We start from the raw sequence: 24,064 nt of genomic DNA on the forward strand, positions 1-24,064 counted from the left end.
CCGGTCAGGGGATCAGGACGACCTTGCCCGTGGTCGCCCTGCTCTCCAGCGCGGCGTGCGCGGCGGCGGCCTCGGCCAGCGGGAAGGGGTGGACCTCGGGCGACAGCTGTCCCGAGGCGGCGGCCGCGAGCGCGCGCTCCTCCAGACCGCGAAGCCCACCGGGCCAGGACAGGATCCGCTCGATCGCGTAGATGGAGGTGATGTCCCTGGCCTTCAGCTCCTCCGGCGCAGGCCCCGCGGTCTCCTCGCGTGAGGCGTTGCCGTACACGATGTGCCTGCCGCCCCGCCGCAGCAGCGAGAACGCCTCGCGGCCCCGGCTGCCGCCCACCCCGTCGAAGACCAGGCTCACCTCGCCGACCTGCGCGCTCCACCCCGGCACGTCGTAGTCGACGGCGCGCCCCTGCACCTTCGCCACCTTCGCCGGGCCACCTGCCGCGCCGACGACCTCGGCGCCGATGTTGCGCGCGTGCTGGACGAGCAGGCGGCCGATGCCGCCGGCGGCCGAGTTCACCAGGACGACGTCGTCCGCGGCGGGGGCGGCGAGGTCGATCAGGGCCATGGTGGTGGCGCCCGTCACGATCATGGCCACCGCCTGCTCGAACCCCAGCTCGTCCGGTACGACGTGCAACGACTCGACGGCGGCGACGCTCAGCTCGGCATACCCTCCGGGCCTGCTCCGGCCGGTCACCACCCTGCGGCCGAGCCACGACCCGTCGACGCCGGGGCCGACGGCGTCGACCACCCCCGCCACCTCACCGCCGAAGATCGTGGGCAGCCGGGGCACCGGCGGGCCGATTGTCACTCCGGTGCGCAGCAGGGTCTCGATGAGGTGCACGCCCGCGGCCCGCACCGCGACGCGCACCTCGCCCTCGCCGGGCACGGGGTCTTCGACGCTCTCGTAGGTCAGGTTCTCGGCGGGGCCGAACTCGCGCAGGATCACGGCGTGCATCAGGTTCTCCGTTCGTGGTGCTCACCCACGACGATGCAACCTCAAGCCGAGTTGAGGTCAACCCCGGCGAGGGAGCGCCTGAACGGAGTCGGGGATGATGGTCCCGATATGGATGAGATGATGCTCTTGAGACACGGCGAGACCGACTGGAGCAGGTCGGGTCGCCACACCGGCCGCACCGACCTGCCGCTGACCCCCAACGGCGAGGACCAGGCGAGGGCGCTCGCCCCGCTGGTGAAGGCCCGCTCCTTCGACCTCGTGCTGGTGAGCCCCGCCGCCCGGGCCCGCCGTACCGCCGAGCTGGCGGGTCTGGCCGACTACGAGGTCGACCAGGACCTGTGGGAGTGGGACTACGGCGGCTACGAGGGCATCACCACGCCGACGATCCGCGAGAGCCGTCCCGGCTGGTACCTGTGGAGGGACGGGGTGGTCCCCGGCGACGCGGCCCATCCGGGCGAGAGCGCCGAGCAGGTCGCGGCCAGGGCCGACAGGGTGATCGCGCGGGCGAGGGCGGCCGAGGGCCAGGTGGCGCTGGTCGCGCACGGGCACTTCCTGCGCGTGCTCACCGCCAGGTGGCTGGGCCTGCCGCCGCAGGACGGCCGGTTCTTCAGGCTCGACACGGGGACGTACTCGCGGCTGGGCTTCGAGCACGCCGAGCCGGTGATCCTCAACTGGAACGCGCCGGTGTAGGCGAGAGCCTGCTGCCGGGGAACGGCGCCAGCAGCGTCTCCCTCCAGGTCCCCGACAGGTAGTCGCGGGCCCGCTTCCCCCAGGTGAGCAGCCGCTCGTCGGGTGCGGCCTCGTCGTCGAGCCCGAGGGCGGCGTCCCTGGCCCGCTGCGTGGCGAGGTGCGCGTCGAGGGTGGTGCCCCACACGGTGACGACCTCGGTGTCGCAGAACAGCACCTCGTACAGGCCGACCAGCGTGTGGCCGTGGTCGCGGAGGATGGGCAGGCGCTCGGCGCGGACGGCCTCGAGGTAGTCGAGCGCGGCGCCGGGCCGTACGGAGGCGCTCTCGAAGACGAACAGCGGCGAGGGCCGCGCCGAGGAGAGCGCGGGACTGCCGTGGACGGCGCCGAGCGGCCGGGAGAAGGCCGAGAAGCGCAGGTCGTCGATGTCCGACAGGAACAGGCGGGAGTCGACGCCGGAGTAGATCTCCATCATCTGCCGCCAGCCGCCCTCCCACCCGCCGTGGCAGTCCCACAGCGTGACGGCCTTGAACTGCTGGTGGCCGGTGATGCCGACGGCGTAGAAGGCGCCCACGAGGTCGATCTCGCGGGAGCGGATGGACATCCCCTCGGTCAGCTCAGGTGCGGCGCGGGCGGCGTCCTCCTGTTTGTAGCGGGTCAGCCAGGTGAGGTACTCCAGCGGCCGGCGGGAGTTCATCGGCCGGAAGTCGACTTCCTCGAGCAGATGGATCCCTCGCCGCACCACGGCCTCCCGAGATCGAACCAAGCGGTTGCTCGGGATGAGCGTATCTCAACAAGAAACGTGCGCAACTCGCTCCATGGTCGGGAATCGGCCGCACCGGCACGTTTCTTGCCGATCAGGCCACGGCGGGCACCGGCTGCGGCCCGCGCCCGGTCAGCCACTCCAGCACCCTGCGGTGCCCCGTGGCGGCGTCCTCGAAGTGGCCCCAGTGCCAGTAGCGGGGCTGGTCGCGCACCCCCGTCACCCAGGTGCGGTAGGAGACCGTCCCGTCGGGCACGGCGGAGCCCACGCCATAGGTGCGGATCACGACCTTGCCGCCCGGTGCGATGAGCACGTCGTCGGCGATCGGGTAGAGCGTCATCTGGTCGAGCATGAGGAAATCCTGCAGGTATCGCGAGACCGGACCATTACGCCTTCCGGCGCACCCTGTTAAGCGGGTGCGCCGGAGGTGAACACCGTGTTAAACGAGCGGGTGGTGAACCAGCAGGCGTTATACCAGCAGGCCGTCGAACTCCCCGTCCTTCACCCCGAGCACCAGGGCCCGGATCTCGTCACGGGTGTAGATCAGCGCGGGGCCCTCGGGGAAGCGGGAGTTGCGGACCGCGATCCCGCCGTCGGGAAGCTCCGCGAGCTCCACGCAGTTGCCCTGCGAGTTGCTGTAGCGGCTCTTGCGCCAGGCGACCTCGGTGAGGTCGGTGGCGGGCATGCCGTTGTAGTTGTGCTCCATCTACATCTTTCTGAGAAGACCGTCGATGAGCTCCACGGTGCCGCCCGGCGTGGTGCTCTCCACGCACAGCTGCTCCATGGCGGTGAGGTACGGATCGATGTCCTCACGCTTGTCCAGGTACAGGGCACCCCAGAGCTGTTCGACGTAGACGACGTCCGACAGGTCGGACTCGGGAAACCGCATGATGCTGAAGGCGCCCCCTTCGGCGGCGTGCATGCCGTACCTGAAGGGCATCACCTGGATGGTGATGTTGGGGAAGGTCGCCACGTGCAGCAGATGCTGAAGCTGTTCGGACATGACCTCTCCGCCGCCGATGGTCCTCCGCAGGGTCGCCTCGTCGATGACCGCCCATAGGCGCGGGCCGTCCTTGCGAGTGAAGCGCTCCTGCCGCTGCATGCGCAGATGCACGCGCCGATCGATGTCCTCGGGGGTGGCGTCGGGGTTGCCCAGCTGATAGACCGCCCTGGCGTAGTTCGCCGTCTGCAGCAGGCCGGGCACGAACTGCACCTCGTAGGTGCGGATCAGGCTCGCGGCCTCCTCCAGGCCCACATAGGTGGAGAACCACTGGGGCAGGACGGCTGAGTACTTGTGCCACCACCCGGGGGTGTTGGCCTCGCGGACCATTTCCAGCAGAGCGCGACGCTCGGCGTCGTCGTTGACGCCGTACAGCGTGAGAAGGTCTTCCACATCACGTGTCTTGAAGCCGACGCGGCCGAGCTCCATGCGGCTGATCTTGGACTCGGACGCCCTGATGTGGAATCCGGCCACATCACGGGTGAGTCCGCGCTCTTCGCGCAGGCGGCGCAGGCTGGCGCCGAGCATGATGCGCCGAACGGTAGAGCCAGAACCCGGCGGATCCATGGACACGTGCTGCTCCTTGGTCGTTTCCGTACCAGACAGTCTGTCACTTCGCGCCCCAAAGATCATGGGTCGCGACAAGATCCCCCTTTGCCACCCGATTTACCGATACCTGGCAAACCGTAGCGGCTGGCAATGCCTTCTGCACGTGCATTCGCTCTTGCACCTGCACGAGACTCTGCCCCAGAATGATCACCGTGCAGTCCACCAAACCCCTCGGCCTGTGGACCACGCTCGACTGGTGGCCCCCGGTCGGCTGGTGGCCTGAGGCGGCGCGCGATCTTCTCGTCCCCGGCACGGCGATCGGCGCGAGCGCCACCTTCGTCCTGCCGCCCTCGGCCGCCTCCGTCCACTCAGCGCGCAGCTTCACCCTCGGCACGCTGTCCGGCTGGGGGCTCGGCGAGCTGGCCGACAACATGGAGCTGGTGGTCTCCGAGCTGGCCACCAACGCGCTGCGCCACGGGCTCACGCTGGCCGAGGCCAGGCACCACGAGCCGGTGCGCATGTCGCTGGTGCGCGGGGGCGCGCTGGTCACGTGCGCCTTCACCGACCCGGCCGCCTCCGTGCCCGTGCTGCGCTACCCCGGCCCGCTCGACGTCGGGGGGCTCGGCCTGCACATCGTGGAGTCGCTGAGCATGCGCTGGGGCTGGTCGGCGCTCTCGCCGTACGGGAAGATCGTCTGGGCCGTTCTCTCCTGAGCGCGAAGCCCGGACACCCGCGCAGCGAGCGCGTATGCTGAGTTCTGCCTCGCATCACATGAGAAACGTGCGCCAGCCTCCGAGTCTGGGACGCACGTTTCTCATTGGTAGTGAGGGCCACGTGGATGGTCAAGGCTCAAGGCGAGTCCCCGCGCGCGACCCACTGAGAGTGCTGACAGATGGATGATCACCTGCTCGGCTGGCTGCGAACCCTGGACGAAGCGAGGCTCGCCCGCGTCCTTTCCAACCGACCCGATGCCATTGCGGCGCCATGGCCCCGCCGGCTCGACACGCTGGCCCAGCGGCTGGGCAACGGCTTCGCCGTCATGGAGGCGATGCGGGCGCTCCCGCTGCCGTGTCTCGAGATCGCCCAGGCCTGCCTCGTGCTCGGCGACCGCACTCCGCCCGAGCGGCTGGCCGGCTTCCTCGACGCGCCCGTCGCCGTGGTCACCCCCTGGCTCGACGTCCTCTACGACCACGCGCTGGCCTGGCCCGACGACGACGGCCGCATCCACCTGGCCGAGGCGGTCTCCCGCTGGTGGGCGGCCCCGCTCGGGCTCGGCGAGCCGCTCGCCCACTACCTCAACTCCTGGACCGTCAGCAACGACACCCTGCGCGCGCTGGCCCGCAACCTCGGCCTGCCGCCCCACGGCAACAAGCGCCGCACGATCGCCAAGGTGACCGAGGTGCTCTCCCACGGCGTACGGCTGGCCGCCCTGCTGCGCAACGCCCCCGAGGGCACCGAGCGCCTGCTGGCCGACTTCGCCTGGGACGGCCCCGTCCGCGACGTCGACGGCGGCCGGTTCGTGATGCTGGGCACGCCGGAGAAGTGGGCCGCCGACCACGGCCTGCTCTACCGCCCGCGCTGGGAGATCGCCGAGATGCCGCGCGAGGTCGCGCTGTCGGTGCGCGGCCCCGGCTACCACCCGCCCTTCTCCCCCGAGCCGCCCGAGGTGGCGACGATCCCCGTCGACCCCGAGGAGGTCGACCACCTGATGACGCTGGCCGCCCCGCACGTCGTCGAGCGCTGCGCGGCCCTGCTCGACAACACCGCCAAGACCCCGCTGCCGCTGCTGAAGACCGGCGGGGTGGGCGTGCGCGAGGTGCGCAGGGTGGCCAGGGAGACCGGCTGCGACGAGGACGAGACCAGGCTGCTGCTGGAGATCTGCGCGGTCGCCAGGCTGCTGGCCTGGGACGAGAAGTCGGGCGGCATGGTGCCGACCGAGCGCTTCGACAGGTGGCGGCTCGACGAGGGCTCGGCCAGGCTGCGGGTGCTGCTGTCGGCCTGGTGGCGCATGGAGCGCTCGTCGCTGCGCAAGGTCGAGGGCAAGTACCTCACCGTCCTCGGCGACGACCAGAGCGGCGCGGCCGTCGCCCGCGTGCGCAGGGCGGTGCTCGGGGTGCTGTCGCACCTGCCGTCGGGCACCGCCTTCGCCGACAGGGGCAGCCTGGTCCGCAACGCCCACTGGCACGCGCCACTGCTCGACCAGGCCCTGCTGACCGACTGCGCGGTGGCGGCGCTGGAGGAGGCCAGGCTGCTCGGCCTGCTGGCCAACGACGCGCTCACCGACCTCGGCAGGGCGCTGGCCGGGCTGAGCGCCCACGCCGGCGACGAGAACGACGACACCGTCCCGCTCGTCGAGCACGACCCCGCCCTGGTCGAGGCCTCGACCAGGGCATTGGCCAGCGTGCGCAGGAGCGCCCTGTTCGGGCCCGACCTGACCGCGGTGGTCACGGGGCCGCCCTCCAGCGAGCTCGCCGAGCTGCTCGACAGGGTGGCCGAGCGCGAGTCGCGCGGAGCGGCCTCGGTGTGGCGCTTCACCACCGAGAGTGTGCGCGGCGCGCTCGACTACGGCTACGACGCCGACGAGCTGCTGGCCGAGCTGAGCGAGGTGGGCCAGATCCCGCAGCCGCTCGAGTACCTCGTGCGCGACGTGGCGCGCCGGCACGGCGAGGTGACGGTCACGACGGTGGCGTGCATCGTGCAGGCCTCCGACCCCGCGCTGCTCGCGGAGATCGCCGCGCACCGCCGCCTGTCCAGGCTGGGGCTGCGCCTGCTGGCCCCCACCGTGCTGGTCAGCTCCGCGCCCGCCGAGCGCACGCTGGCCGCGCTGCGCGAGAACGGCTACGCCCCCGTGCCGATCGCCGACACGGGAGAGATCGCCATCAGGCGCACCAGAACCGTCGGCCCCGACGACCCGCAGAACGGCAAGCTGATCCTGCTGCCCGGCGGCCAGGTGGCCGAGCTCGAGACCCCTTTTCACGACGGCGCCTACGTGCTCACCGAGCCGCTGCCCGACCCGCACGAGCACGCCCGCCGCCTGCTGGAGTCGCAGGAGGGTGTCGAGCAGAACGGCCGCACCTGGGCGATCATCGGCAGGAACGCGACCAGGCTGCCGACCGCCCAGCAGTCACTGCTGGGGTTCGTGGTCGACCGCGGGGTGCGGGCGGGCATCACGCTGACCGACGGGATCACCGCGACGATAAGCCACGGCGAGCTGCGCGGCGGCACCCTCGACGCCTGGTGCGAGGAGGCGGGCGACTACCTCGAGTTCCCGCTGTCCGAGATCGTCGAGGTCAGGGGAGCTTACTAGCCTTCTGGAGGTTGGCGACCAGGCCCTCGAGCAGGTCCGCCCACTTCTGGTAGCTGTAGGGAGTCTCCACCCACATCGGGTAGACCTGGCCCTTGGCCACGGCGGGAAGCTTCGCGAAGGTCGGCTTCTTCATCATCTCCTCCAGGCCGAGAGCCTGGGTCCTGCTGTCGAACAGCACGACGTCCGCCTCGTACTTGTCGGCGTTCTCCCAGCTCAGCGACTCGAAGTAGCCCTGGGCGTCGACCTTCGGCTTGACGATGTCGAGCCCGGCGTCGCTCAGCAGCTTGAAGTCGGGGACCATCTCGGGCGTCGAGACGTACATAGCGTCGGGGCTGCCGGAGACCAGCTCGATCGTCAGGCCCTTCGCCGCGAGCTTCTTGAGCTCCGCCAGCGCCGCCTCGTAGCGGGCCTTGGCCTGGGTGATCTCGGGGGCGTCGAGGTCGGCGCCCAGCTTGGCGGCCAGCTCACCGTATTTGGTGATGACCTCTGTGGCGTTCCTGCCGGTGAGCATGACGCCCGCGGTCGGGGCGACCTTCTCGATGGTGTCCTTCGACTTGGCCGGCACGTACCAGAGCTCGTCCTTCAGGTACATGCTGCTGACCAGGAGCTCGGGCTGCAGGCCGATGTACTGCTCGACGTTGAACTCGTCCCACACGTTGCCCAGGCCCTGGACCTTGGTGATGTCCACGTTGCCGACCTGGGGGTCGGTCTTGCCGTTCTCGAGCTTGTGCGGGCCGAAGACGGCGATGGGGCGTACGCCGAAGTCCCAGAGGGCGGCGGCCGAACCGACCTGCGCGACGATCTTGACGGGCGTCTTCGGCAGGTCGATCTTCTTGCCGCGGTCGTCGGTGTAGGAGAAGGGGGTGGCGGCGGCACTCGTCTGCGCGGCGGGCGCGGCGGGCGCGGACGCCGGCTCCCCGCCGCAGGCGGCGAGGGCCAGGAGGGCGCCCAGGCCGGCGGCCGCCGCGAGGAATCCCCTGCGGGATACAGACATCTGGCACTCCTAAGGTGAGGCTTACCTAAAACGGACTGGCGGTTAGCTTAGCCTTACCTTTTCCAGGTTCGCCGCCAGCTCCTCCAGCAGGGCCGCGTAGCCCTGGTAGCTGAAGCGCATCTCGGCCCGCCACGGGTACACCTGCGCCTCCTTCGGCCAGGTCGGCTTCGCGATCACCTCCGAGGCCTGCATCGACTGCGCGCGGGCGTCGAGGAAGATCGCGTCGGCCTGGTACTTGTCGACGTTCTCCCAGCTGAGCGTCTCGAAGTAGCCGTCAGGCCGGTCGGGGACGACGATGTCGAGCCCCTTGGCCAGCAGGTACTTCAGGTCGGGGAACCTCCGCGGGTCGCACACCCAGAACTGGTCGGGCGACGCGGCGCAGAACAGCACCTTCGGCCCCACCGCCTTGGCGAGCGTCCGCTCCGCCGCCACGAACCTCGCCCTGGCCCGCTCCTGGGCGGCGCCACCGAGCGCGACGGCCAGTTGCTCGTAGCGCCTGATCAGCTCGTCGCCCGCCCGGTTCTCCTGCTGGATGCCGATCGTGGGAGCCACCTGCTCGATCGCGGCGCTCGACTTGGCGGGCACGTACCACAGCTCGTTCTTGCGGTACATCCCGGCGATCAGCACCTCGGGCCGCAGCGCGATGTACTGCTCGACGTTGAACTCGTCCCACGCGTTGCCGATCGAGGTGACCTTGGTGACGTCGATGTCGCCCGCCTCGGGATCCTTGGTGCCGTCCTTGAGGCGGTGCGGGCCGAAGACCGCCGTCGGGCGCACGCCGAAGTCCCACAGCGTCGCCGCGGCGCTGACCTGGGCGACCACCCTGGTCGGCCGCGCCGCCAGGTCGATCTTCCTCCCGCGGTCGTCGGTGAAGGACCACGCGCCCTTGGCGGCGGCGGGCGTCGCGCGCGACTCGGCTCCGCAGGCCGTGGCCGCGAGCACGAGGCCCAGGAAGCCCCTCCTGGATACCGACATAACGCCTCCTAAGGCTAGGCTTACCTCATTCATGAATTGTTAGATTAGCCTTGCCTAACCCTTTACGACGAGAGGGACCATGACCGCGCCTCCCCTGGCGGGCCGCTCCGCGAAGACGGAGCCCGCCGCCGCCACACGGGGCCGCTCCGCCGTACTGGCGGCGGGGCTGCTCGCCGCGCTCGGCCTGCTCGTGCTGGTCGCTCTGCTGAGTGTCGCGCTCGGCGCGCGCTCGGTGCCGCTCTCGACCGTCTTCGGCGCGTTCACCGCGCCCGACGGCTCCAGCGACCACACCGTGATCCGCGAGCTGCGGGTACCGCGCACGATCCTCGGACTCGGCGTCGGGGCCGCGCTCGGCCTGGCGGGGGCGCTCATGCAGAGCCTGACCCGCAACCCGCTGGCCGATCCCGGGTTGCTCGGCATCAACCAGGGGGCCGCGCTCGGCGCGACGGTCGCCATCGGGCTGCTCGGGCTCACCAACCCGGCCGTCTACGTGTGGTTCGCCTTCGGCGGCGCCGCGCTGGCCTCGGCGCTGGCCTACGCGCTCGGCTCGGCCGCGCGCTCCGGCGCCTCCCCCGTACGGCTGGCGCTGGCGGGCGTGGCGCTCGGCATGGTCTTCACCGCCGTCTCCTCGGCGATCCTGCGCATGGACTCCCAGGCGTTCGACCGGATGCGGTTCTGGCTCACGGGCTCGCTGGCCGCGCAAACCAACGACGTGATCATGCGGCTGGTGCCGTTCATGGCGGCCGGGATCGTGCTCGGGCTGCTGCTGGCCAAGCCGCTCAACGCGCTGGCGCTGGGCGAGGAGGCGGGCAGGGCGCTGGGCGTGGCCGTCGGGCGCACCAGGGTGCTCACCGCCATCGCGGTGACGCTGCTGTGCGGCGCGGCCACGGCGGGCGCGGGTCCCCTGTGGTTCGTCGGGCTGGCGGTGCCGCACGCCGTCAGGGCGGTCGTGGGGCCCGACCAGCGGTGGCTGCTGCCGTACGCGGCGGTGCTGGCGCCGGTGCTGCTGCTCGGCGCGGACATCGTGGGGCGCGTCATCGCGCCCCCCGGAGAGGTGCAGGTGGGCATCATGTGCGCGGTGGTCGGCGCGCCGGTCTTCATCCTGCTTGCCAGGCGCAGGAGGTTGGCCGCGCTATGACCACTCCTGTCAGGATCGGCCCCTACTCGATGCGGCCGTCCCCCCGGGCGTTCGTGGTGAGCCTCGTGCTGGTGGCGGCCGCGGTCGGGGCCGCGCTGGTGGCGGTCACCACCGGCGAGTTCACCGTGCCCGTCGGCGACATCGTCACCGCCCTGTTCGGGCAGGGCACGCCGGTGGCCGAACTGATCGTGAGCGAGCTCCGTGCGCCGCGCGTGGTCACGGGACTCGCCGTGGGCGCCGCCTTCGGGCTGAGCGGGGCGATCTTCCAGAGCCTCACCCGCAACCCGCTCGGCAGCCCCGACTTCATCGGGTTCACCGCGGGGGCGGCCACCGGCGGCGTGCTCGCCGTGGTGATGGGCGGTACGGCGGTGCAGATCGCCGCGGGCTCGATGCTCGGCTGCGTGATCTCGGCGATCCTCGTCTACGCGCTCGCCTTCCGCAGGGGCGTGCAGGGCTACCGCCTCGTCCTGGTCGGCATCGGCGTCAACGCCGTCCTGCTGGCCGCCGACTCCTACCTGCTGACCAAGGCCGACATCAACGACGCGGCCAACGCCGGCGCCTGGCTCAACGGCAGCCTCAGCGGCCGCGGATGGGATCACGCCATCCCCGTCGCGATCGCGCTGGCCGTGCTCGTCCCGGTGTGCTGCTACGTCTCCAGGCCGCTGCGGATGATGGAGATGGGCGACGACGCGGCGCGGGCGGTCGGCATCAGGGTCGAGCCCGTGCGGGCGGCGGCGATCGTGGCGGGCGTGCTGCTGTGCGGCGTTGCCACGGCGGCGGCCGGTCCCGTGATGTTCGTCGCGATGGCCGCGCCCCAGCTGGCCAGACGGCTGACCCGCTCCCCCGGCGTGACGCTGATCGCCTCCGCGCTCACCGGCGCGGTGCTGCTGACCGCCGCCGACCTGGCCGCCCAGCGGCTGCTGGCCCCCACCCAGCTCCCCGTCGGGGTGCTGACGGCCGCCATCGGCGGCATCTACCTGGCTCTGCTGCTGCGAAAGGACCGCCGCTGATGGCTCGTCTGACCGGCTCCGACCTCACCCTCGCCTACGAGCAGCGGGTCGTGGCGACGTCGTTGAACGTGGAGATCCCCGACGGGTCCTTCACGGTGATCATCGGCCCGAACGCCTGCGGGAAGTCGACGTTGCTGCGCGCCCTGGCCAGGATGCTCAAGCCCAGGACGGGAGCGGTGCACCTGGACGGAAGCCTGATCACCTCGCTGCCCTCCAAGGAGGTGGCGCGCAGGCTCGGGCTGCTCCCCCAGACCTCCATCGTCCCCGACGGCATCACGGTGGTGGACCTGGTGGCCAGGGGACGCTACCCCCACCAGCGGCTGATGCGGCAGTGGTCGAAGGCGGACGAGGTGGCCGTGGCGTCGGCGATGGCGGCCACCGACGTCACGTCGCTGTCGGAGCGGATCGTGGACGAGCTGTCGGGCGGCCAGCGTCAGCGGGTGTGGCTGGCGATGGCGCTGGCCCAGGAGACACCCATCCTCCTGCTGGACGAGCCCACCACCTACCTGGACATCTCCCACCAGATCGAGGTGCTGGACCTGTGCGCCGACCTGCACGAGGAGGGCCGGACCATGGTGGCGGTGCTGCACGACCTGAACCAGGCCTGCAGGTACGCCACGCACCTGATCGTGATGCGCGACGGCGTGCTGGTGGCCGAGGGGGAGCCGGCCTCGGTGATGACGCCCTCGCTGGTCGAACAGGTCTTCGACCTGCGCTGCGAGATCATCACCGATCCGCAGTCGGGCACCCCGTTGATCGTCCCTGAAGCCCGTCGCGCCCGCACGCCGGTCGCCCACTAGCCGCACGGCCTCGACAGACGGCAGACGGCCAGGGCGGCCGTGGCGAGGGCGGCTCTGGCCCGCTGCTCGCCGTACCTGTCCTTGAGCGCGGCGGCCACCTCCCCTGCCAGGCCCGCGAGGACGGCATGCGCCAGCACCTCCGCGTCCTCACCCGGCAGCGCCACCGTCAGCAGGATCGTCACGTGCCGGTGCCAGAAGGCGTAGGAGCCGATGCGGTAGCGGGCCCCCGTGCTGGCGGTCTCCGACATCCGCACCAGGTCGAGGTGGGCGAACAGGTAGTCGAGGTAGGCCTCGACGAACGCCGCCAGCCGTTCGGCGAGGGCGGCGCCGGCCTGGCGCGCGTCCGCTGACGGGCCCAGCGGCGGCGGGCCTGTCAGGATGCGCTCCTGCAGGTCGCGCTCGCGGGCGTCGAGCAGCGCCACGGCCAGGCCCGACTTGTCGCCGAACCGGCGGAACAGCGTCCCCTTCCCCACTCCCGCCGCCGCGGCGATCGCGTCCATGGAGACCGCCTCCATCCCCTTGGCCGCGAACAGAGCGGCCGCGGCGGCCAGGACCTTCTCGCGGTTGCGCGCCGCGTCGGCGCGCTCCTGCGGCGGGCGGGTGCGCAGGATCTCCAGCGCCTCACTTGACGAACCGGACTGCGGTCCGGTAATTTCCGTGCCATCCACAAACCGGACTGTAGTCCATTTATCTCGGAGGTCGCAATGACCGTCCTCATCACCCGCGACGAGCTCAAGGCCGCGATCGACGCCGGCGCCGTCACCGTGGTCGACGCCCTGGGCGGCGACTACTACGCCCAACAGCACCTGCCGAGCGCCATCGCGCTGGTCGAGAGCGAGGTGGCCGAGCGCGCCGCCACGCTGCTGCCCGACAGGGACGCGGCCATCGTCACCTACTGCTCCAACCCGGCCTGCCCCAACAGCAAGGCCGTCGCGAACCGCCTGACCGCGCTCGGCTACACCGACGTGCGCACGTACCGCGAAGGCATCCAGGACTGGGTCGAGGCGGGGCTGCCCGTCGAGTCCTCGGTGACCGTCTGAGGCTCTTCACGGTTTCTGCACATTGACCCGGTAGGTTCCGCTCCATGATCCGGACTGTGCTGACCTGGCTGGTGGTCGTGCCGTTCGCCGTGTGGGCGGTGCTCAGGGTGACGGGGGTGGACATCGCCGACCGGTGGATCCAACTGGTCGCGTTCACCCCCTACGTGGCCGCCGCCTCGGTGGCGCCGGTGCTGCTCGCCGGCCTGCTGAGGCGGTGGATCCCCATGGCGGTGGCCGTGGTGACGGCGGCGGCGCTGGCCTTCGCCGTCCTGCCGAGATACTTCGCCGACGCCGACCCGCACACCGGTGGCGGGACCTTCAGGGTACTGGCGGCGAACCTGGCGGTCGGGGCGGGAGACGGCGCGGAGCTGGTCAGGCTGGTCGACCGGCTTCAGCCCGACGTGCTCGCCATCCAGGAGCTCACCCCCGGCGCCATGAAGCGGCTCGACGCGCTCGGGCTGCGCGAGCGCATGCCGTACGTGGTGGACAGATCCCAGGGCGGCGTCTGGGGATCGGGGATCTACTCCGCGCACCCGCTGACCGAGCGGCCGTTGATCGCACTGGGCAGGTTCCGGCAGGCCAGGGCGGTGATCAAGGTCAAGAACGGGCCGGAGATCGAGGTGGTGTCCGTGCACCCGTGCGCGCCCAGCCACGCCGCGAAGATGTCGTGCTGGCGGTCGGGGCTCGCGGCGCTGCCCAGGGCGGGAGAGCGGCTGACGGTGCTGGCGGGCGACTTCAACGCCACGCTCGACCACTGGCCGGTGCGGGAGCTGCTCGACTCGGGATACAGGGACGCGGCGGACGTCATGGGGCAGGGGTTCACGGCGACGTGGCCGCAGAAGGGCTGGCGGCCGGTGCCGGGGGTGACGATCGATCACGTGCTGGCCGACGAGCGGATGGGCGTGCGCGCGTTCAGCGTCCACGACCTGCCTGGCACCGACCACCGCTCGGTGTTCGCCGAGCTCACGCTGCCGCTCACCGGAGCGGCCGCGGTGCGCGAGGGTTAGAGCGCGGTGACGCGCACGTCGTCGAAACGGGCGGCGAAGCCCTTGCCGACGGGGGCGGCCGCCATCACGCCCGCGAGCGTGGGCGCCCCCTGCGGGAAGGCGGCGAGCCTGAGCATCGCCTCGGGCTCGGCTCCGTCCAGGCCGTAGCGGACGGTCACCGCGTCGCCCCTGCGCTCCAGGTCGAAGGTGACGCTCCCGGCGACGCGATCCAGCGGCAGGACCGACCAGTCCGACACCTCGCGGGTCACGACGGTGCTGAGATGGAAGGCGCCGTCGACATACTCGACACCCGCCTTGACCCAGGTGGCCTCGTCGATCCGCAGGACGGCCCCCGCCTGGTCGTACTGCTCGGCGTAGTCGCCGGAGAACGTCAGCGTCAGCCGGAAGTCGCCCGAGACGATCCTCCCGAACAGATGCGCGGTGTCGTGGCTGTAGCCGTAATGGGTCTTCCGCCACAGATCCGTGCCGGGATCGCAGACCAGGCTGAGCCCGTCGTCGGCGGTCCACTCACGGGGAGGGTTGATCCATTGCCAGTCGGAGGAGCCAAAGGCCATGATCATGGCGGTCATCCTGCCATGCTCATCCGAAATATGTGGGTAGATCCCGGCAGGCGGCGGTGGGCCCCGCGGGCCGCCTTGGGGAAATCGGCCTGCCGGGCGCCGCGTAGACTGACGTTCGTGGCAGACCCCAAGTTCGAGATCCAGATGCTTCACGACCGGGTGATGATCCGGCTGGAGAAGGACGGCGAGGAGCGGCGCAGCGGCGCAGGCATCGTGATCCCCGCGACCGTCAAGATGGCCAACCGGCTGGCTTGGGGCGAGGTCTGTGGCGTCGGCGCCAACGTGCGCGCGGTGAAGGTCGGCGACAAGGTGCTGCTCAACCCCGAGGATCAGTACGAGGTCGAGCTGCACACCCAGGTGTACCTCGTGATGCGCGAACGCGACCTGCACGCCGTCGCCACCCAGGAAACCGACCACGGCACCGGCCTCTACCTCTAGGTTCCCCGCGATCGGCACTCGCTCGACCGCGGGGACCTGTTCGTCATCAGGACGCGGCCCGATCAGCTCGCGTCGGTGTAGCTGAGATACACGTCGTCCTTCTTCCACGCCGACGTGCTGATGTCGGCCACGGTGCGCACCACCTCACCCTTGAGGTCGACGACGACCGCCTGGTAGCCGGTACCGCCCTTCACGACGGCGAGCAGGTGCCTGTCGTCCCACCAGCCGAGTGACAGCTCGGCCTTGATGTCGACGCGGTGGCGCAGCCGTCCGGTGGCAAGGTCCCAGGTGCAGAAGCTTTCGCGGTAGCGGGCCGGGCACCAGGTGCCCAGCAAGGTGCCCGAGGGCGAGAACGCCGTCTCGCCGCCCATCGGCTCGCCGACTCCGGCCAGCGTCCTGGCCACGCCGCCGTCCACCCGGTAGAAGCGCACGCCGTCCTTGTAGCCGGTCATCACATGCCTGCCGTCGGGCGTCCACTGGAACACCACATCCCCGCCGATGTCCTTCAGCAGCACCACCCTGGCGGCCTTGGCGCTCACGTCGGCCGTGGCGAAGCCGACGGTCACCCACTTCTTGCCGACCTTCTTCTCCACGGTCAATGCGATCTTGCGGCCGTTGGCCGACCAGAAGGCGGCCGTGGTGAGCAGCGGCAGCTTCGAGGTGCGCACCTTGGTCGTCTGCTGGGTGCCCGCGTCGATGACGGCGATCGAGTCGTACCTGGCACCGGGGTGTTCGGGGATACCGGCGACCCTCTGCCCCTTGGGCGCGACCACCAGGTCGATGTAGCCGGGCACGGCCTCAAAGGTGTCGTCGGCGGTACGCAGATGGGGCTTGGCGCCGACGATCGCGGTGACTTTCTTCGGGTCGCCGGGCCGCTCGTGGAGCGTGACACCGAGACCCGTGTCGATCTCGGTGTCGTCGAGGCGGCCGGCGGACGCCGAGGTCACCGGCAGGGAGGAAAGCGCGAGGAAGGCTGTGCACACAGCTAAGGCGCTACGGAGATTCACAAACGGGGAGCATAGGGCCTCAGCGGCGGGTGTAGCTCAGGTAGAGGTCGTAGTCGCGCCAGGCGGTGCGGCTGATGGTGGCCAGGGGGCGGACCGGCTTGCCCTTGAGGTCGATCACGACGCTCGCGTAGCCCTTGCCGTGCCGTCCCACCGCGATCAGGTGCTCGCGGTCCCACCAGCCGTACGAGGCGACCGCGGGGACCTTCAGCTTCTTGTCCAGTTTGCCGTTGTAGGGGTTCCACGTGCACAGCGTCGCCTTGTGCTTCTTGGGGCACCACGTGGCCATGCGCCTGCCGTCGGGGGAGAAGGCGCTCTCGCCGCCGACCAGCCCGCCGGTACGCCACAGGGTCCAGGCCACCCGTCCGTCAGGCAGGTAGAAGCGCACGTTGTCCCAGTAGTCGGCGACCACGCGCCTGCCGTCCGGCGACCACTGGAAGAGAGCGTCGTGGTAGGCGCCGGGCACCTTGACCAGTCTGGCGCGTTTGGCGGCCACGTCCACGATGACGAAGCCGACGCTGCGCCACCCCGTGCGGTCGTCGCCCTTGGAGGCGGTCAGCACCACCCTGCGCCCGTCGGGCGACCAGTACGGCGTGCCGGCCACCATGGGCGCCTTCACCGTGCGGATCTTGGTGACCTTGCCGGTGGACCTGTTGGTGATCGCGATCCGGTCGTAGCCCTTGGTGAACTTCCTCGGGATCGCGGCGACTAATCCGCCGCCGGGCGAGACCGCGAGGTCGTTGTAGGAGCGCTGGCCCGCGAAGTAGCCGCCCGACCTGAGGTAGGCCGAGCCCGCGGTGGTGTAGGCGGTGACCCTTTTGGGGTCGCCGCGCTGTTCGTGCAGGGTGACGCCGAGACCTGGCAGCTTGACGTCGACGCCGGTTAAGTCGACGCCGGTTAAGACGAGCGCCGCGGCGAGGAGGAGGGTGCTTGGGCTCACGGAAGGCACCCTCTCACTTACCGGTGAAGCTCAGCCAGAGTTCCGCGCGCCAGGTGCCGGCGGGAATCTCGCCGAGCGCTACGAGGGCGGAGAGCACGGCGGCGGCCTAGGGGCGATCACAGGCCCCGCTCTCGTGCAGACCGAACCGGTATGGAGGCTCACCAGTTTGAAGTGGGCACAACCCCCGCCAGACACCACGTCTGACATGGGATCGCTAAGCTGATCAGAGACGCTAGACGCCGAGCAGTTCGCGCGCCTTGGCGACCAGGTCGATGCCGAGGCTGAGCTTCAGCGCCGCCCAGATGATCACGCCCATGGCGGCCAGTGTGACGAGCAGGACGATGATGCGCACCGTCCAGCCCCGCCGCTTGTACCACTCGGTCCAGCCGTGCAGGACGCTCTTGCCGAACTCCAGCAGCTTGTGCGCCCAGTGGAACTCGGTGGCCAGCACCGCGAGCCCCGCGAAGACGACCAGCCAGCCCGGGCCTGGAAAGGGCACCATGATGAGGCCGCCCACGACCATCACGGCGCCTATCACGCCGATGACGATCTTGAGCGTGAGGGCACCGGTCCGGGTGGACCGGATGCCGTCGAGCCAGCCGTGAATGCCGGAGCGGCGCGCCGCTTCGTCCTTCAGCTTGTCGGCGTCACCGGTTTCGGAGTCGATTGCCACACATCAAGGGTAATAGGCCGAATAGAGCTAACCGGTAGATCGCCGCGCCCGCGATCACCACCAACCAGCCGCGACGGCGACAAACCTCCCCGATTTCCGCCCAATGCCCCATTAGACGGATCTCGCCAATTCCCCTGATCCCAGGAACGGATCTCTCCAGGTTCGTCCCTGCTCCCCCCAAAAACGGATCTCTCTGATTCCCTGATCCCCGGCAGCGGATCTCTCCGATTTCCCGCGGGCACCAGAAAGTACGGCAGGCGCCGGTGACGGCCACCGGGGTCACCGGTGACCGTCCGTCCATCACGCGTGCTCCAGCGGGACTCCGGCCCCCGCCGTCACGTCACGGCGGCACAACCGACAGGACTGGGGACCCCGTTCGCCCTGGTCCACGACCCCGTGAAACCGAACGTCGCCATCCCGCCCTCGGCCAGCGCGCCGTTCCACGACACATTCCTGACCGTCACGTCGGCCCCTGTCTGGGGTGTGCGAGCCGTTCCTGAGCTGGATGATCCGCTGGCCGCCGGGGAAGGCCCACGACACGGTCCAGCCCTTGATCGGCCGGTCGGCCTTGACTGTGACCTCGGCCTGGAAGCCGCCCTGCAGCGGCGGACGTCTGCGCAGGTCAGCCCGTGAAACATTCAGCAGGTAAAGCTTTCGGCAGACGTTAGGCGTTTGGCGGCAAAAATGGTTAATGTCGTCCATGCCTGAGGCACTTCTACGGACCGTCACCGGTCAGATCCGCGCCGACGCGATCACCGGCGCCGTCCTCCCCCATGAACACCTGCGCTGCGACCTGCGCTGGGCGGTCGGCATCGACTCCGACCCCCACCGCTGGCTCGACGAGGAGCGCGCCGTCATCCAAGAGCTCCGCGAGCTGCACCAGTCGGACGGCCTCGGCCTCACCGTGGAGCTCACCTGCATCGGCATGGGCAGGGACGCCACCTCCCTCGCCCGCGTCGCCGCGGGCAGCAGGGTCCCGGTCGTCGCCTCGACGGGCCTGTACGCCGAGCCGTTCACCCAGGTCCGCGAGGACGACGTGGACACCCTCACCGCGCGGCTGATGGACGAGATCACCTCGGGCCTCGACGGCTCGGGCGTGCTCCCCGGCGTCATCGGCGAGGTCGGCGCGTGGGGCCCGGAGCCGACTCCCGTGGAGGAGCGCTGCCTGGTCGCCGCCGCCCGTGCCTCCCTGTCCAGCCGCCTGCCCGTGGCCACCCACGGCCAGAACGGGCTCGCGCTGCTGGAGATCCTGCTCGGCGAGGGGCTGCCCGGCTCGCGCGTCAGCGTCGCCTGCACAGGCGGCGACCCGGCCGCCGCCCGCAAGGTCGCCGAGGCGGGAGCGTACGTCAGTCTCTCCTCCGTCGGCCTCGGCGCCACGCAGGCGGCCCGCGTGGCGATGGAGCTGATCTCCGAGGGGCACGGCGACCGCCTGCTGCTCGGCAGCGGGGTCTCCCGCGTCGCCCATCTCCAGCGGTACGGCGGGGCGGGGTACTCCCACGTGTTCCGCACGCTGCTGCCCCGGCTGCGGGAGGCGGGCGTGGCGGAGGAGACGATCCAGGCGATCACGCACGACAACCCGCTCCGCTGGCTGACCAACGGCTGACGCGGCCCCATAGGCATCCCCCGCCCGCCGGACCATCCTTCCCGGCGCACCCTCTTTTCCGGGCGCACCCCCCAGCCTGCTGGACCACCCCTTCCGGCACACCCTCCCCCGCCCCGGCCGTTCCCCCTCCTCCGCCGCCACCCTCAAGATCACGCCAGCTCTCACCCGGCGGCGGCACCCTCATCGCCTCCAAGGCCACGCTGGGTATCGCGCAGGCGGCGCCCCCTCGTCGTCTTCAAGACCACGCCATCCCGGCCGGGCGGCACCTTCAAGACCACGCCAGGTCTCGACACGCGGCACACTTAAGGAAGGCATGATTCTTCCGCCGATGGTCAAGCAGAAGTGTGCTTCAATTCGACATATCACGTTTTGAGGGTGGCGGAAGGAGCGGCGTTGTCTCCGGACATGCTGAACGAACCGGTCGGCACGGTCGCCGGAGCGGGCGCGCTCCTCGCGATCCTGAGGGACGGCCGGGCCCGCACGAGGGCCGAGCTCGTCCAGCTCACCGGCCTAGCCAGGTCCACGGTCTCGCAGCGCCTCGACGTCCTGCTCACCCATCAGTGGATCGTCCCCGCCGAGGACGCCATCTCCTCCGGCGGCCGGCCCGCCGTGGCGTTCGCGTTCAACAGCTCCGCCCGCGTCGTCCTGTCCGCCGATCTCGGCGCCACCCACGCGAGGGTCGCGGTGACCGACCTGGCCACCACGGTCCTCGCCGAACGCACCTCCGACCTCGCCATCGACAAGGGCCCCGAGCCGACGCTCCAGTGGCTGCTCGACACCTTCCTCGAGCTCCTCGCCGAGACCGGGCACAGCGTCGAGCAGGTGTGCGGCGTGGGCGTCGGCCTGCCGGGGCCGGTCGAGCACGCGTCAGGGCGACCGATCAACCCGCCGATAATGCCGGGCTGGGACGGCTTCCCCGTCCCCGAGTGGCTCGGCGAGCGGCTCGGCGCCGCCGTCCTCGTGGACAACGACGTGAACATCATGGCCCTCGGCGAGCACTGGGCCGCCAGGCCCGAGGCCGACCAGCTGGTGTTCGTCAAGATCGGCACCGGCATAGGGTGCGGCATCATCTCCGACCGGCGCCTCCACAGGGGCGCGCAGGGCGCGGCGGGCGACATCGGACACGTGCGGGTGTCCTCGGCGGCCGACGTGGTGTGCAGGTGCGGTAACACCGGCTGCCTCGAGGCGGTCGCGGGCGGCGCCTCCGTCGCCGCCAGGCTGGCCGCAGCGGGAGTGCCCGCGACCAACAGCCGCGACGTCGTCAATCTCGTACGGCAGGGCAACACGCAGGCCGTCCAGCTCATCAGGCAGGCGGGACGCGAGGTCGGCGACGTGCTGGCCTCGATCGTGAACTTCTTCAACCCCGCGGTGATAGTGATCGGCGGCGACATCGCCGAGGCGGGCGAGCACGTGCTGGCGGGGGTCCGCGAGGTCATCTACAGCAGGTCGCTCCCGCTGGCGACCCAGCACCTGAGCATCAGGACCAGCGAGCTGGGCGACCGGGCGGGCGTCATCGGGGCGGCCGTGATGGTGATCGAGCACGTCCTCGACCCGGGCACCGTCGACCGCGCCGTCCTGCGCTGAAGCCCGGACGCGGGTTACGCGGCCGAGCGGGCCAGGTGGTCGATCAGGCGTGACACCGCCGCCGGGTCGCCCTCGACCTCCAGTTCCCCCGCCGCGATCGCCGCGCCGAGCTCCCTGCCCTGGAAGAACACCGAGGCGAGTGCCCCCGGCTCCCCCTTCAGCACGGCCTGGGGGCGCTCCGCCGTACCCCGCGTCACCTCAAGCACTTCCACGGACGCGGTGACCCGGAAGACCTGCTCGCCCACGTGCAGTTCCAGACTGCCCTCGAACCCCGGGACGTACATCGCCCGCAGAGCCAGCACCAGCGACGTCACGCCTACCTGGTTGGCGGTGGTGATGGGCGCCTGGCTGCCCCAGCGCCCCAGGTGCAGCAGGACGGGCTCGAGCCCGCGGCCCCATTCCGTCAGCTCGTAGACCCGGACCGCGACGGGTGGGGCGAGGGTGCGCCGCCGTACCACCCCTGCCTCCTCGAGCTCGCGCAGCCGCTGGGAGAGCACGTTCTGGCTGCTTCCCGGCAGGTCGCGGTGGAGATCGGTGAAGCGCTTGGGACCGAGCATCAGCTCCCGCACCACCAGCAACGCCCAGCGCTCGCCGACGAGGTCGAGCGCACGGGCCACCCCACACGGGTCCTGATAACTACGCACGTGATCAGCCTACTCTTGTTTCTCGAAGGCTTCACTCCTAAGTTAGGAGAAGGCACACACAGAGAGAGGGGATCCACCATGAACCTCCCCAAGATCGTTTCAGCCGAGGAGTGGCAGGCCGCGAGAGACGAGCTGCTGGTCGAGGAGAAGGCGGCCACCAGACTGCTCGACGCCCTGGCCGCCAAGCGCCGCCGCCTGCCGATGGTCGAGTTCCGCACCGACTACGTCTTCGACGGCCCCGAGGGCGAGCGCAGTCTGCTCGACCTGTTCGACGGACGCCGCCAGCTCGTCGTCTACCACTTCATGCCGCTGCACGACGACGGCACCCCCTGCTCGGGATGCGCGTCCTTCACCGACAACATCCCCAACCTGGTGCACCTGCGCGCCCGCGACACGACCATGGCGTTGGTGTCGCGCTCGCCGCTGCCCGACCTCGAGAAGGTACGGCACCGGCTGGGGTGGAGCATGCCGCTCTACTCGGGCCCCGAGTTCAACATCGACTGCGGCGCCGGCGGCGGCTTCGGGATCAGCGTGTTCCTGCGCGACGGGGAGCGCGTCTTCAGGACCTACTACACCACCTCCCGCGGCGCAGACCGGCTCAGGATGGACTTCAACCTCCTCGACCTCACGCCGTACGGCAGGCAGGAGACCTGGGAGGACTCCCCCGAGGGCTGGCCCCAGACCCCGCCGTACGAGTGGTGGCGCCTCAACGACGAATACGCCTGACCGACGGCGCCGTCTCCTGGGGGTGGTGCGTCACCCTCCCGGGGTTGCGCCGCCCTCCCCGGGTTGCGCCACGGCCTGCGGTGGGCTGGGTCGTCCTGCTTGCCGGGGCCGCGCCGCCCTTCGGGGGGTTTGAGTCGCCCTTCGGGGTTTGGCCGCCCTCCACGAAGGTTCGGGGGTTGGGTCGTCCGCCTGGGGTGGTGCGCGTCGATCCGTTCCGCCTGGAACTGGCTAGGATCAGAGCGGAATGGTGACACGGGATCGACGCCCTGTCCGCCGCCTGTGGGAGTCCATGTCCGCGGCGGTGTCCCGTGCTGCCCGGCTGGGTGACATGCCCGCCGTGCTCATGCTGGTGTGGGCGGGGTGGCTGGTCGTCCCGCTGTCGTTCAGCGGCTTGGCCCAGGCACGCGCCGCGATCGCCGCAGGCCACGAGACCCCACCGAGCACCGAGACATCCACTCGGGTCGCCACAGCAGACCATCGCGCCGAGGTCGCCGTGGTGGATCGCCGCTCGGATGTGTCCGTGGCGGGCCATCGCGTTGAGGGTGCGCCCGAGGGGGCTGGTCGCGCCGCGCGGACGTCCACCACTCCGCCGAGGCTCGGTTGGGGCTGGGCGGGCTTCGCCCGAGGTGGCTCAGGAGTCGACACCTGGCCGAAGCATCAACCAGCGGCCTACTCGGGCGGAAGCGCCTTCCCCGCTCTCACGAACACCCCCGCGACGCCCCCTCTCACCGACGCTCCCGCGTCATCTCTCACCCACATCACGCCGGCGCACCCGCTCAGCGACATCCCCGCAGCACCCCCTCTCACCGACGCTTCCGCGTCATCTCTCAGCGACATCCCCGCGGCGCCCCGGCTCAGCAACAGCCCCGCGACGAATGCTCCTGCGAACGGCCCCACAGCGGGCCTCTCCGGGGGTCAGGCGTGGGGTGCTCTGAGCGGTGCCGGGCTGCGGGAGGTCGAGGCCGCGGCGCTGGCGGAGGAGCTGGCGAGGGAGCGCGCCAGGATCGCGGGCGAGGTGCACGACGCGGCAGGACACGGTTTCTCGACCATCGCGATGCAGGCGGGGCTCGCCCTGCTGGTGCTGGAGGAGAGTCCCGAGCAGGCACGCGAGTCGTTGCGCGCGATCCGCGAGACGAGCCTCGAAGCGCTGGCCCAGCTGAGGGCCGCGCTCGACCTCATCGACCCGGGCCAGGCGGTACCGAGGCACGAAGACCTGCCGGCGCTGATCGACGGTGTCCGGGCGGCGGGGCTGCCCGTGGACGTGGAGCCGGCCGAGCCCGCCGTCCCCTCGCATCTGCGCGGCACCGTGTACCGGGTGGTGCGCGAGTCGCTGACCAACGTGATCAGGCACGCGGGGCCGACGAGGGCGCTCGTCAGGGTGGCCAACGACCCCTGTGAGTTCGTGCTGGAGGTGGCCGACCGCGGGAGCGGGGCCGGCGGCGCGGGCGAGGGCAGAGGGCTGGCGGGGATGCGCGAGCGGGTACGGGCCGCGGGTGGCCAGTTCAGCGCCGGCCCCAGGGACGGCGGCGGCTTCCAGGTGGTCGCCCGCTTCCCGCGGGAAACCGCGTGACCTCGGCCGAACACCGCGTGACCTCCACGGAAGCACAACCCACCCAGGCAGCTCAGGCTTCCAAGCATCCCACCGGGACCACATTGACACGGCCCCCGGTGAC

The 24,064-nt window shown here is 70.8% G+C and carries 27 protein-coding genes and 1 pseudogene; 13 read left to right on the forward strand and 15 right to left on the reverse strand.

Annotated features, from left to right (window positions below):
* Positions 1-4: 4 nt before the first annotated feature.
* Positions 5-949: a zinc-binding dehydrogenase gene (locus H4W81_RS22380; protein ID WP_192776620.1), complete on the reverse strand. Its 945-nt coding sequence runs from the start codon at positions 947-949 to the stop codon at positions 5-7.
* 108 nt (positions 950-1,057) lie between these two features.
* On the opposite strand from H4W81_RS22380, the gene H4W81_RS22385 reads away from it, so the two are divergent.
* A complete protein-coding gene (locus tag H4W81_RS22385; RefSeq protein ID WP_192776621.1) occupies positions 1,058-1,639 on the forward strand; it encodes a histidine phosphatase family protein in 582 nt (193 codons plus the stop codon).
* Here H4W81_RS22385 and H4W81_RS22390 read toward each other — a convergent pair.
* From H4W81_RS22390 to H4W81_RS22405, 4 genes are all read right to left on the reverse strand, one after another.
* Positions 1,617-2,378, reverse strand: a complete 762-nt coding sequence (locus H4W81_RS22390) for a hypothetical protein (protein ID WP_192776622.1) — start codon at positions 2,376-2,378, stop codon at positions 1,617-1,619. The two genes, H4W81_RS22385 and H4W81_RS22390, sit on opposite strands and share 23 nt — an antisense overlap.
* A gap of 115 nt (positions 2,379-2,493) precedes the next feature.
* Positions 2,494-2,751, reverse strand: a complete 258-nt coding sequence (locus H4W81_RS22395) for a hypothetical protein (protein WP_192776623.1) — start codon at positions 2,749-2,751, stop codon at positions 2,494-2,496.
* Between the two features lie 117 nt (positions 2,752-2,868).
* The gene (locus H4W81_RS22400; RefSeq protein ID WP_192776624.1) at positions 2,869-3,105 is read right to left on the reverse strand and encodes a DUF397 domain-containing protein; all 237 of its coding nucleotides are present in this window, start codon (positions 3,103-3,105) and stop codon (positions 2,869-2,871) included.
* A complete protein-coding gene (locus H4W81_RS22405; protein ID WP_192776625.1) occupies positions 3,106-3,927 on the reverse strand; it encodes a helix-turn-helix domain-containing protein in 822 nt (273 codons plus the stop codon).
* 224 nt (positions 3,928-4,151) lie between these two features.
* On the opposite strand from H4W81_RS22405, the gene H4W81_RS22410 reads away from it, so the two are divergent.
* The gene (locus H4W81_RS22410) at positions 4,152-4,661 is read left to right on the forward strand and encodes an ATP-binding protein (RefSeq protein WP_192776626.1); all 510 of its coding nucleotides are present in this window, start codon (positions 4,152-4,154) and stop codon (positions 4,659-4,661) included.
* A 179-nt stretch (positions 4,662-4,840) separates the two neighbouring features.
* A complete protein-coding gene (locus tag H4W81_RS22415) occupies positions 4,841-7,255 on the forward strand; it encodes a helicase-associated domain-containing protein (protein WP_192776627.1) in 2,415 nt (804 codons plus the stop codon).
* Here H4W81_RS22415 and H4W81_RS22420 read toward each other — a convergent pair.
* Both H4W81_RS22420 and H4W81_RS22425 read right to left on the reverse strand, forming a co-directional pair.
* Positions 7,239-8,249 carry an ABC transporter substrate-binding protein gene (locus H4W81_RS22420; protein WP_192776628.1) on the reverse strand — a complete coding sequence of 337 codons (1,011 nt, stop codon included), beginning with the start codon at positions 8,247-8,249 and terminating at the stop codon, positions 7,239-7,241. The two genes, H4W81_RS22415 and H4W81_RS22420, sit on opposite strands and share 17 nt — an antisense overlap.
* A 42-nt stretch (positions 8,250-8,291) precedes the next feature.
* Entirely contained in the window at positions 8,292-9,224 is a 933-nt protein-coding gene (locus H4W81_RS22425; RefSeq protein WP_192776629.1) for an ABC transporter substrate-binding protein, read from the reverse strand.
* Positions 9,225-9,303: 79 nt separating this feature from the next.
* Here H4W81_RS22425 and H4W81_RS22430 point away from each other — a divergent pair, with 79 nt between their 5' ends.
* From H4W81_RS22430 to H4W81_RS22440, 3 genes are read left to right on the forward strand one after another with little or no spacing between them, the layout of a single operon-like run.
* Positions 9,304-10,362: a FecCD family ABC transporter permease gene (locus H4W81_RS22430; protein WP_192776630.1), complete on the forward strand. Its 1,059-nt coding sequence runs from the start codon at positions 9,304-9,306 to the stop codon at positions 10,360-10,362.
* Positions 10,359-11,372 carry a FecCD family ABC transporter permease gene (locus tag H4W81_RS22435; RefSeq protein ID WP_192776631.1) on the forward strand — a complete coding sequence of 338 codons (1,014 nt, stop codon included), beginning with the start codon at positions 10,359-10,361 and terminating at the stop codon, positions 11,370-11,372. Before H4W81_RS22430 ends, H4W81_RS22435 begins: the two co-directional genes overlap by 4 nt.
* Positions 11,372-12,172: an ABC transporter ATP-binding protein gene (locus tag H4W81_RS22440; protein WP_192776632.1), complete on the forward strand. Its 801-nt coding sequence runs from the start codon at positions 11,372-11,374 to the stop codon at positions 12,170-12,172. Before H4W81_RS22435 ends, H4W81_RS22440 begins: the two co-directional genes overlap by 1 nt.
* Here H4W81_RS22440 and H4W81_RS22445 read toward each other — a convergent pair.
* Positions 12,169-12,840, reverse strand: coding sequence for a TetR/AcrR family transcriptional regulator (locus H4W81_RS22445; protein ID WP_318781886.1), 672 nt, complete (start codon positions 12,838-12,840; stop codon positions 12,169-12,171). The two genes, H4W81_RS22440 and H4W81_RS22445, sit on opposite strands and share 4 nt — an antisense overlap.
* Before the next feature lie 36 nt (positions 12,841-12,876).
* Between H4W81_RS22445 and H4W81_RS22450 the strand changes: the two genes are divergently transcribed.
* Positions 12,877-13,212: a rhodanese-like domain-containing protein gene (locus H4W81_RS22450; RefSeq protein WP_192776633.1), complete on the forward strand. Its 336-nt coding sequence runs from the start codon at positions 12,877-12,879 to the stop codon at positions 13,210-13,212.
* A gap of 44 nt (positions 13,213-13,256) precedes the next feature.
* Positions 13,257-14,219 carry an endonuclease/exonuclease/phosphatase family protein gene (locus H4W81_RS22455; RefSeq protein WP_192776634.1) on the forward strand — a complete coding sequence of 321 codons (963 nt, stop codon included), beginning with the start codon at positions 13,257-13,259 and terminating at the stop codon, positions 14,217-14,219.
* On the opposite strand, the gene H4W81_RS22460 is transcribed toward H4W81_RS22455, so the two are convergent.
* Positions 14,216-14,779, reverse strand: a complete 564-nt coding sequence (locus H4W81_RS22460; RefSeq protein ID WP_192776635.1) for a DUF1349 domain-containing protein — start codon at positions 14,777-14,779, stop codon at positions 14,216-14,218. The two genes, H4W81_RS22455 and H4W81_RS22460, sit on opposite strands and share 4 nt — an antisense overlap.
* Positions 14,780-14,896: 117 nt before the next feature.
* Between H4W81_RS22460 and H4W81_RS22465 the strand changes: the two genes are divergently transcribed.
* Positions 14,897-15,217, forward strand: a complete 321-nt coding sequence (locus H4W81_RS22465; protein ID WP_192776636.1) for a GroES family chaperonin — start codon at positions 14,897-14,899, stop codon at positions 15,215-15,217.
* Positions 15,218-15,279: 62 nt separating this feature from the next.
* Here the strand turns inward: H4W81_RS22465 and H4W81_RS22470 are convergent, their stop codons facing one another.
* From H4W81_RS22470 to H4W81_RS48730, 5 genes and pseudogenes are all read right to left on the reverse strand, one after another.
* Positions 15,280-16,164, reverse strand: a complete 885-nt coding sequence (locus tag H4W81_RS22470; protein WP_192776637.1) for a TolB-like translocation protein — start codon at positions 16,162-16,164, stop codon at positions 15,280-15,282.
* A 79-nt stretch (positions 16,165-16,243) separates the two neighbouring features.
* Entirely contained in the window at positions 16,244-17,161 is a 918-nt protein-coding gene (locus tag H4W81_RS22475; RefSeq protein WP_192776638.1) for a TolB family protein, read from the reverse strand.
* Between the two features lie 232 nt (positions 17,162-17,393).
* On the reverse strand, positions 17,394-17,834 hold the full coding sequence (locus H4W81_RS22480) for a TIGR02611 family protein (protein WP_192776639.1): 441 nt from the start codon (positions 17,832-17,834) through the stop codon (positions 17,394-17,396).
* Between the two features lie 335 nt (positions 17,835-18,169).
* A complete protein-coding gene (locus tag H4W81_RS48725; RefSeq protein WP_318781887.1) occupies positions 18,170-18,298 on the reverse strand; it encodes a cellulose binding domain-containing protein in 129 nt (42 codons plus the stop codon).
* A 73-nt stretch (positions 18,299-18,371) separates the two neighbouring features.
* Positions 18,372-18,536, reverse strand: a pseudogene (locus H4W81_RS48730) (hypothetical protein); the annotation flags it as partial.
* On the opposite strand from H4W81_RS48730, the gene H4W81_RS22490 reads away from it, so the two are divergent.
* The gene (locus H4W81_RS22490) at positions 18,535-19,437 is read left to right on the forward strand and encodes a phosphotriesterase family protein (RefSeq protein WP_192776640.1); all 903 of its coding nucleotides are present in this window, start codon (positions 18,535-18,537) and stop codon (positions 19,435-19,437) included. The pseudogene H4W81_RS48730 and the gene H4W81_RS22490 overlap by 2 nt on opposite strands.
* Positions 19,438-19,842: 405 nt before the next feature.
* Positions 19,843-21,021: an ROK family protein gene (locus H4W81_RS22495; protein WP_192776641.1), complete on the forward strand. Its 1,179-nt coding sequence runs from the start codon at positions 19,843-19,845 to the stop codon at positions 21,019-21,021.
* A 14-nt stretch (positions 21,022-21,035) separates the two neighbouring features.
* Here the strand turns inward: H4W81_RS22495 and H4W81_RS22500 are convergent, their stop codons facing one another.
* Positions 21,036-21,665: a winged helix-turn-helix transcriptional regulator gene (locus tag H4W81_RS22500; RefSeq protein ID WP_192776642.1), complete on the reverse strand. Its 630-nt coding sequence runs from the start codon at positions 21,663-21,665 to the stop codon at positions 21,036-21,038.
* Between the two features lie 78 nt (positions 21,666-21,743).
* On the opposite strand from H4W81_RS22500, the gene H4W81_RS22505 reads away from it, so the two are divergent.
* Both H4W81_RS22505 and H4W81_RS22510 read left to right on the forward strand, forming a co-directional pair.
* Complete coding sequence (locus H4W81_RS22505; protein WP_192776643.1) at positions 21,744-22,391, forward strand: DUF899 domain-containing protein; 648 nt, start codon at positions 21,744-21,746, stop codon at positions 22,389-22,391.
* A 289-nt stretch (positions 22,392-22,680) separates the two neighbouring features.
* Positions 22,681-23,961 carry a histidine kinase gene (locus tag H4W81_RS22510; protein ID WP_192776644.1) on the forward strand — a complete coding sequence of 427 codons (1,281 nt, stop codon included), beginning with the start codon at positions 22,681-22,683 and terminating at the stop codon, positions 23,959-23,961.
* Positions 23,962-24,064 lie beyond the last annotated feature (103 nt).

Source organism: Nonomuraea africana, assembly GCF_014873535.1.
GTDB classification, from domain to species: Bacteria; Actinomycetota; Actinomycetes; order Streptosporangiales; family Streptosporangiaceae; genus Nonomuraea; species Nonomuraea africana.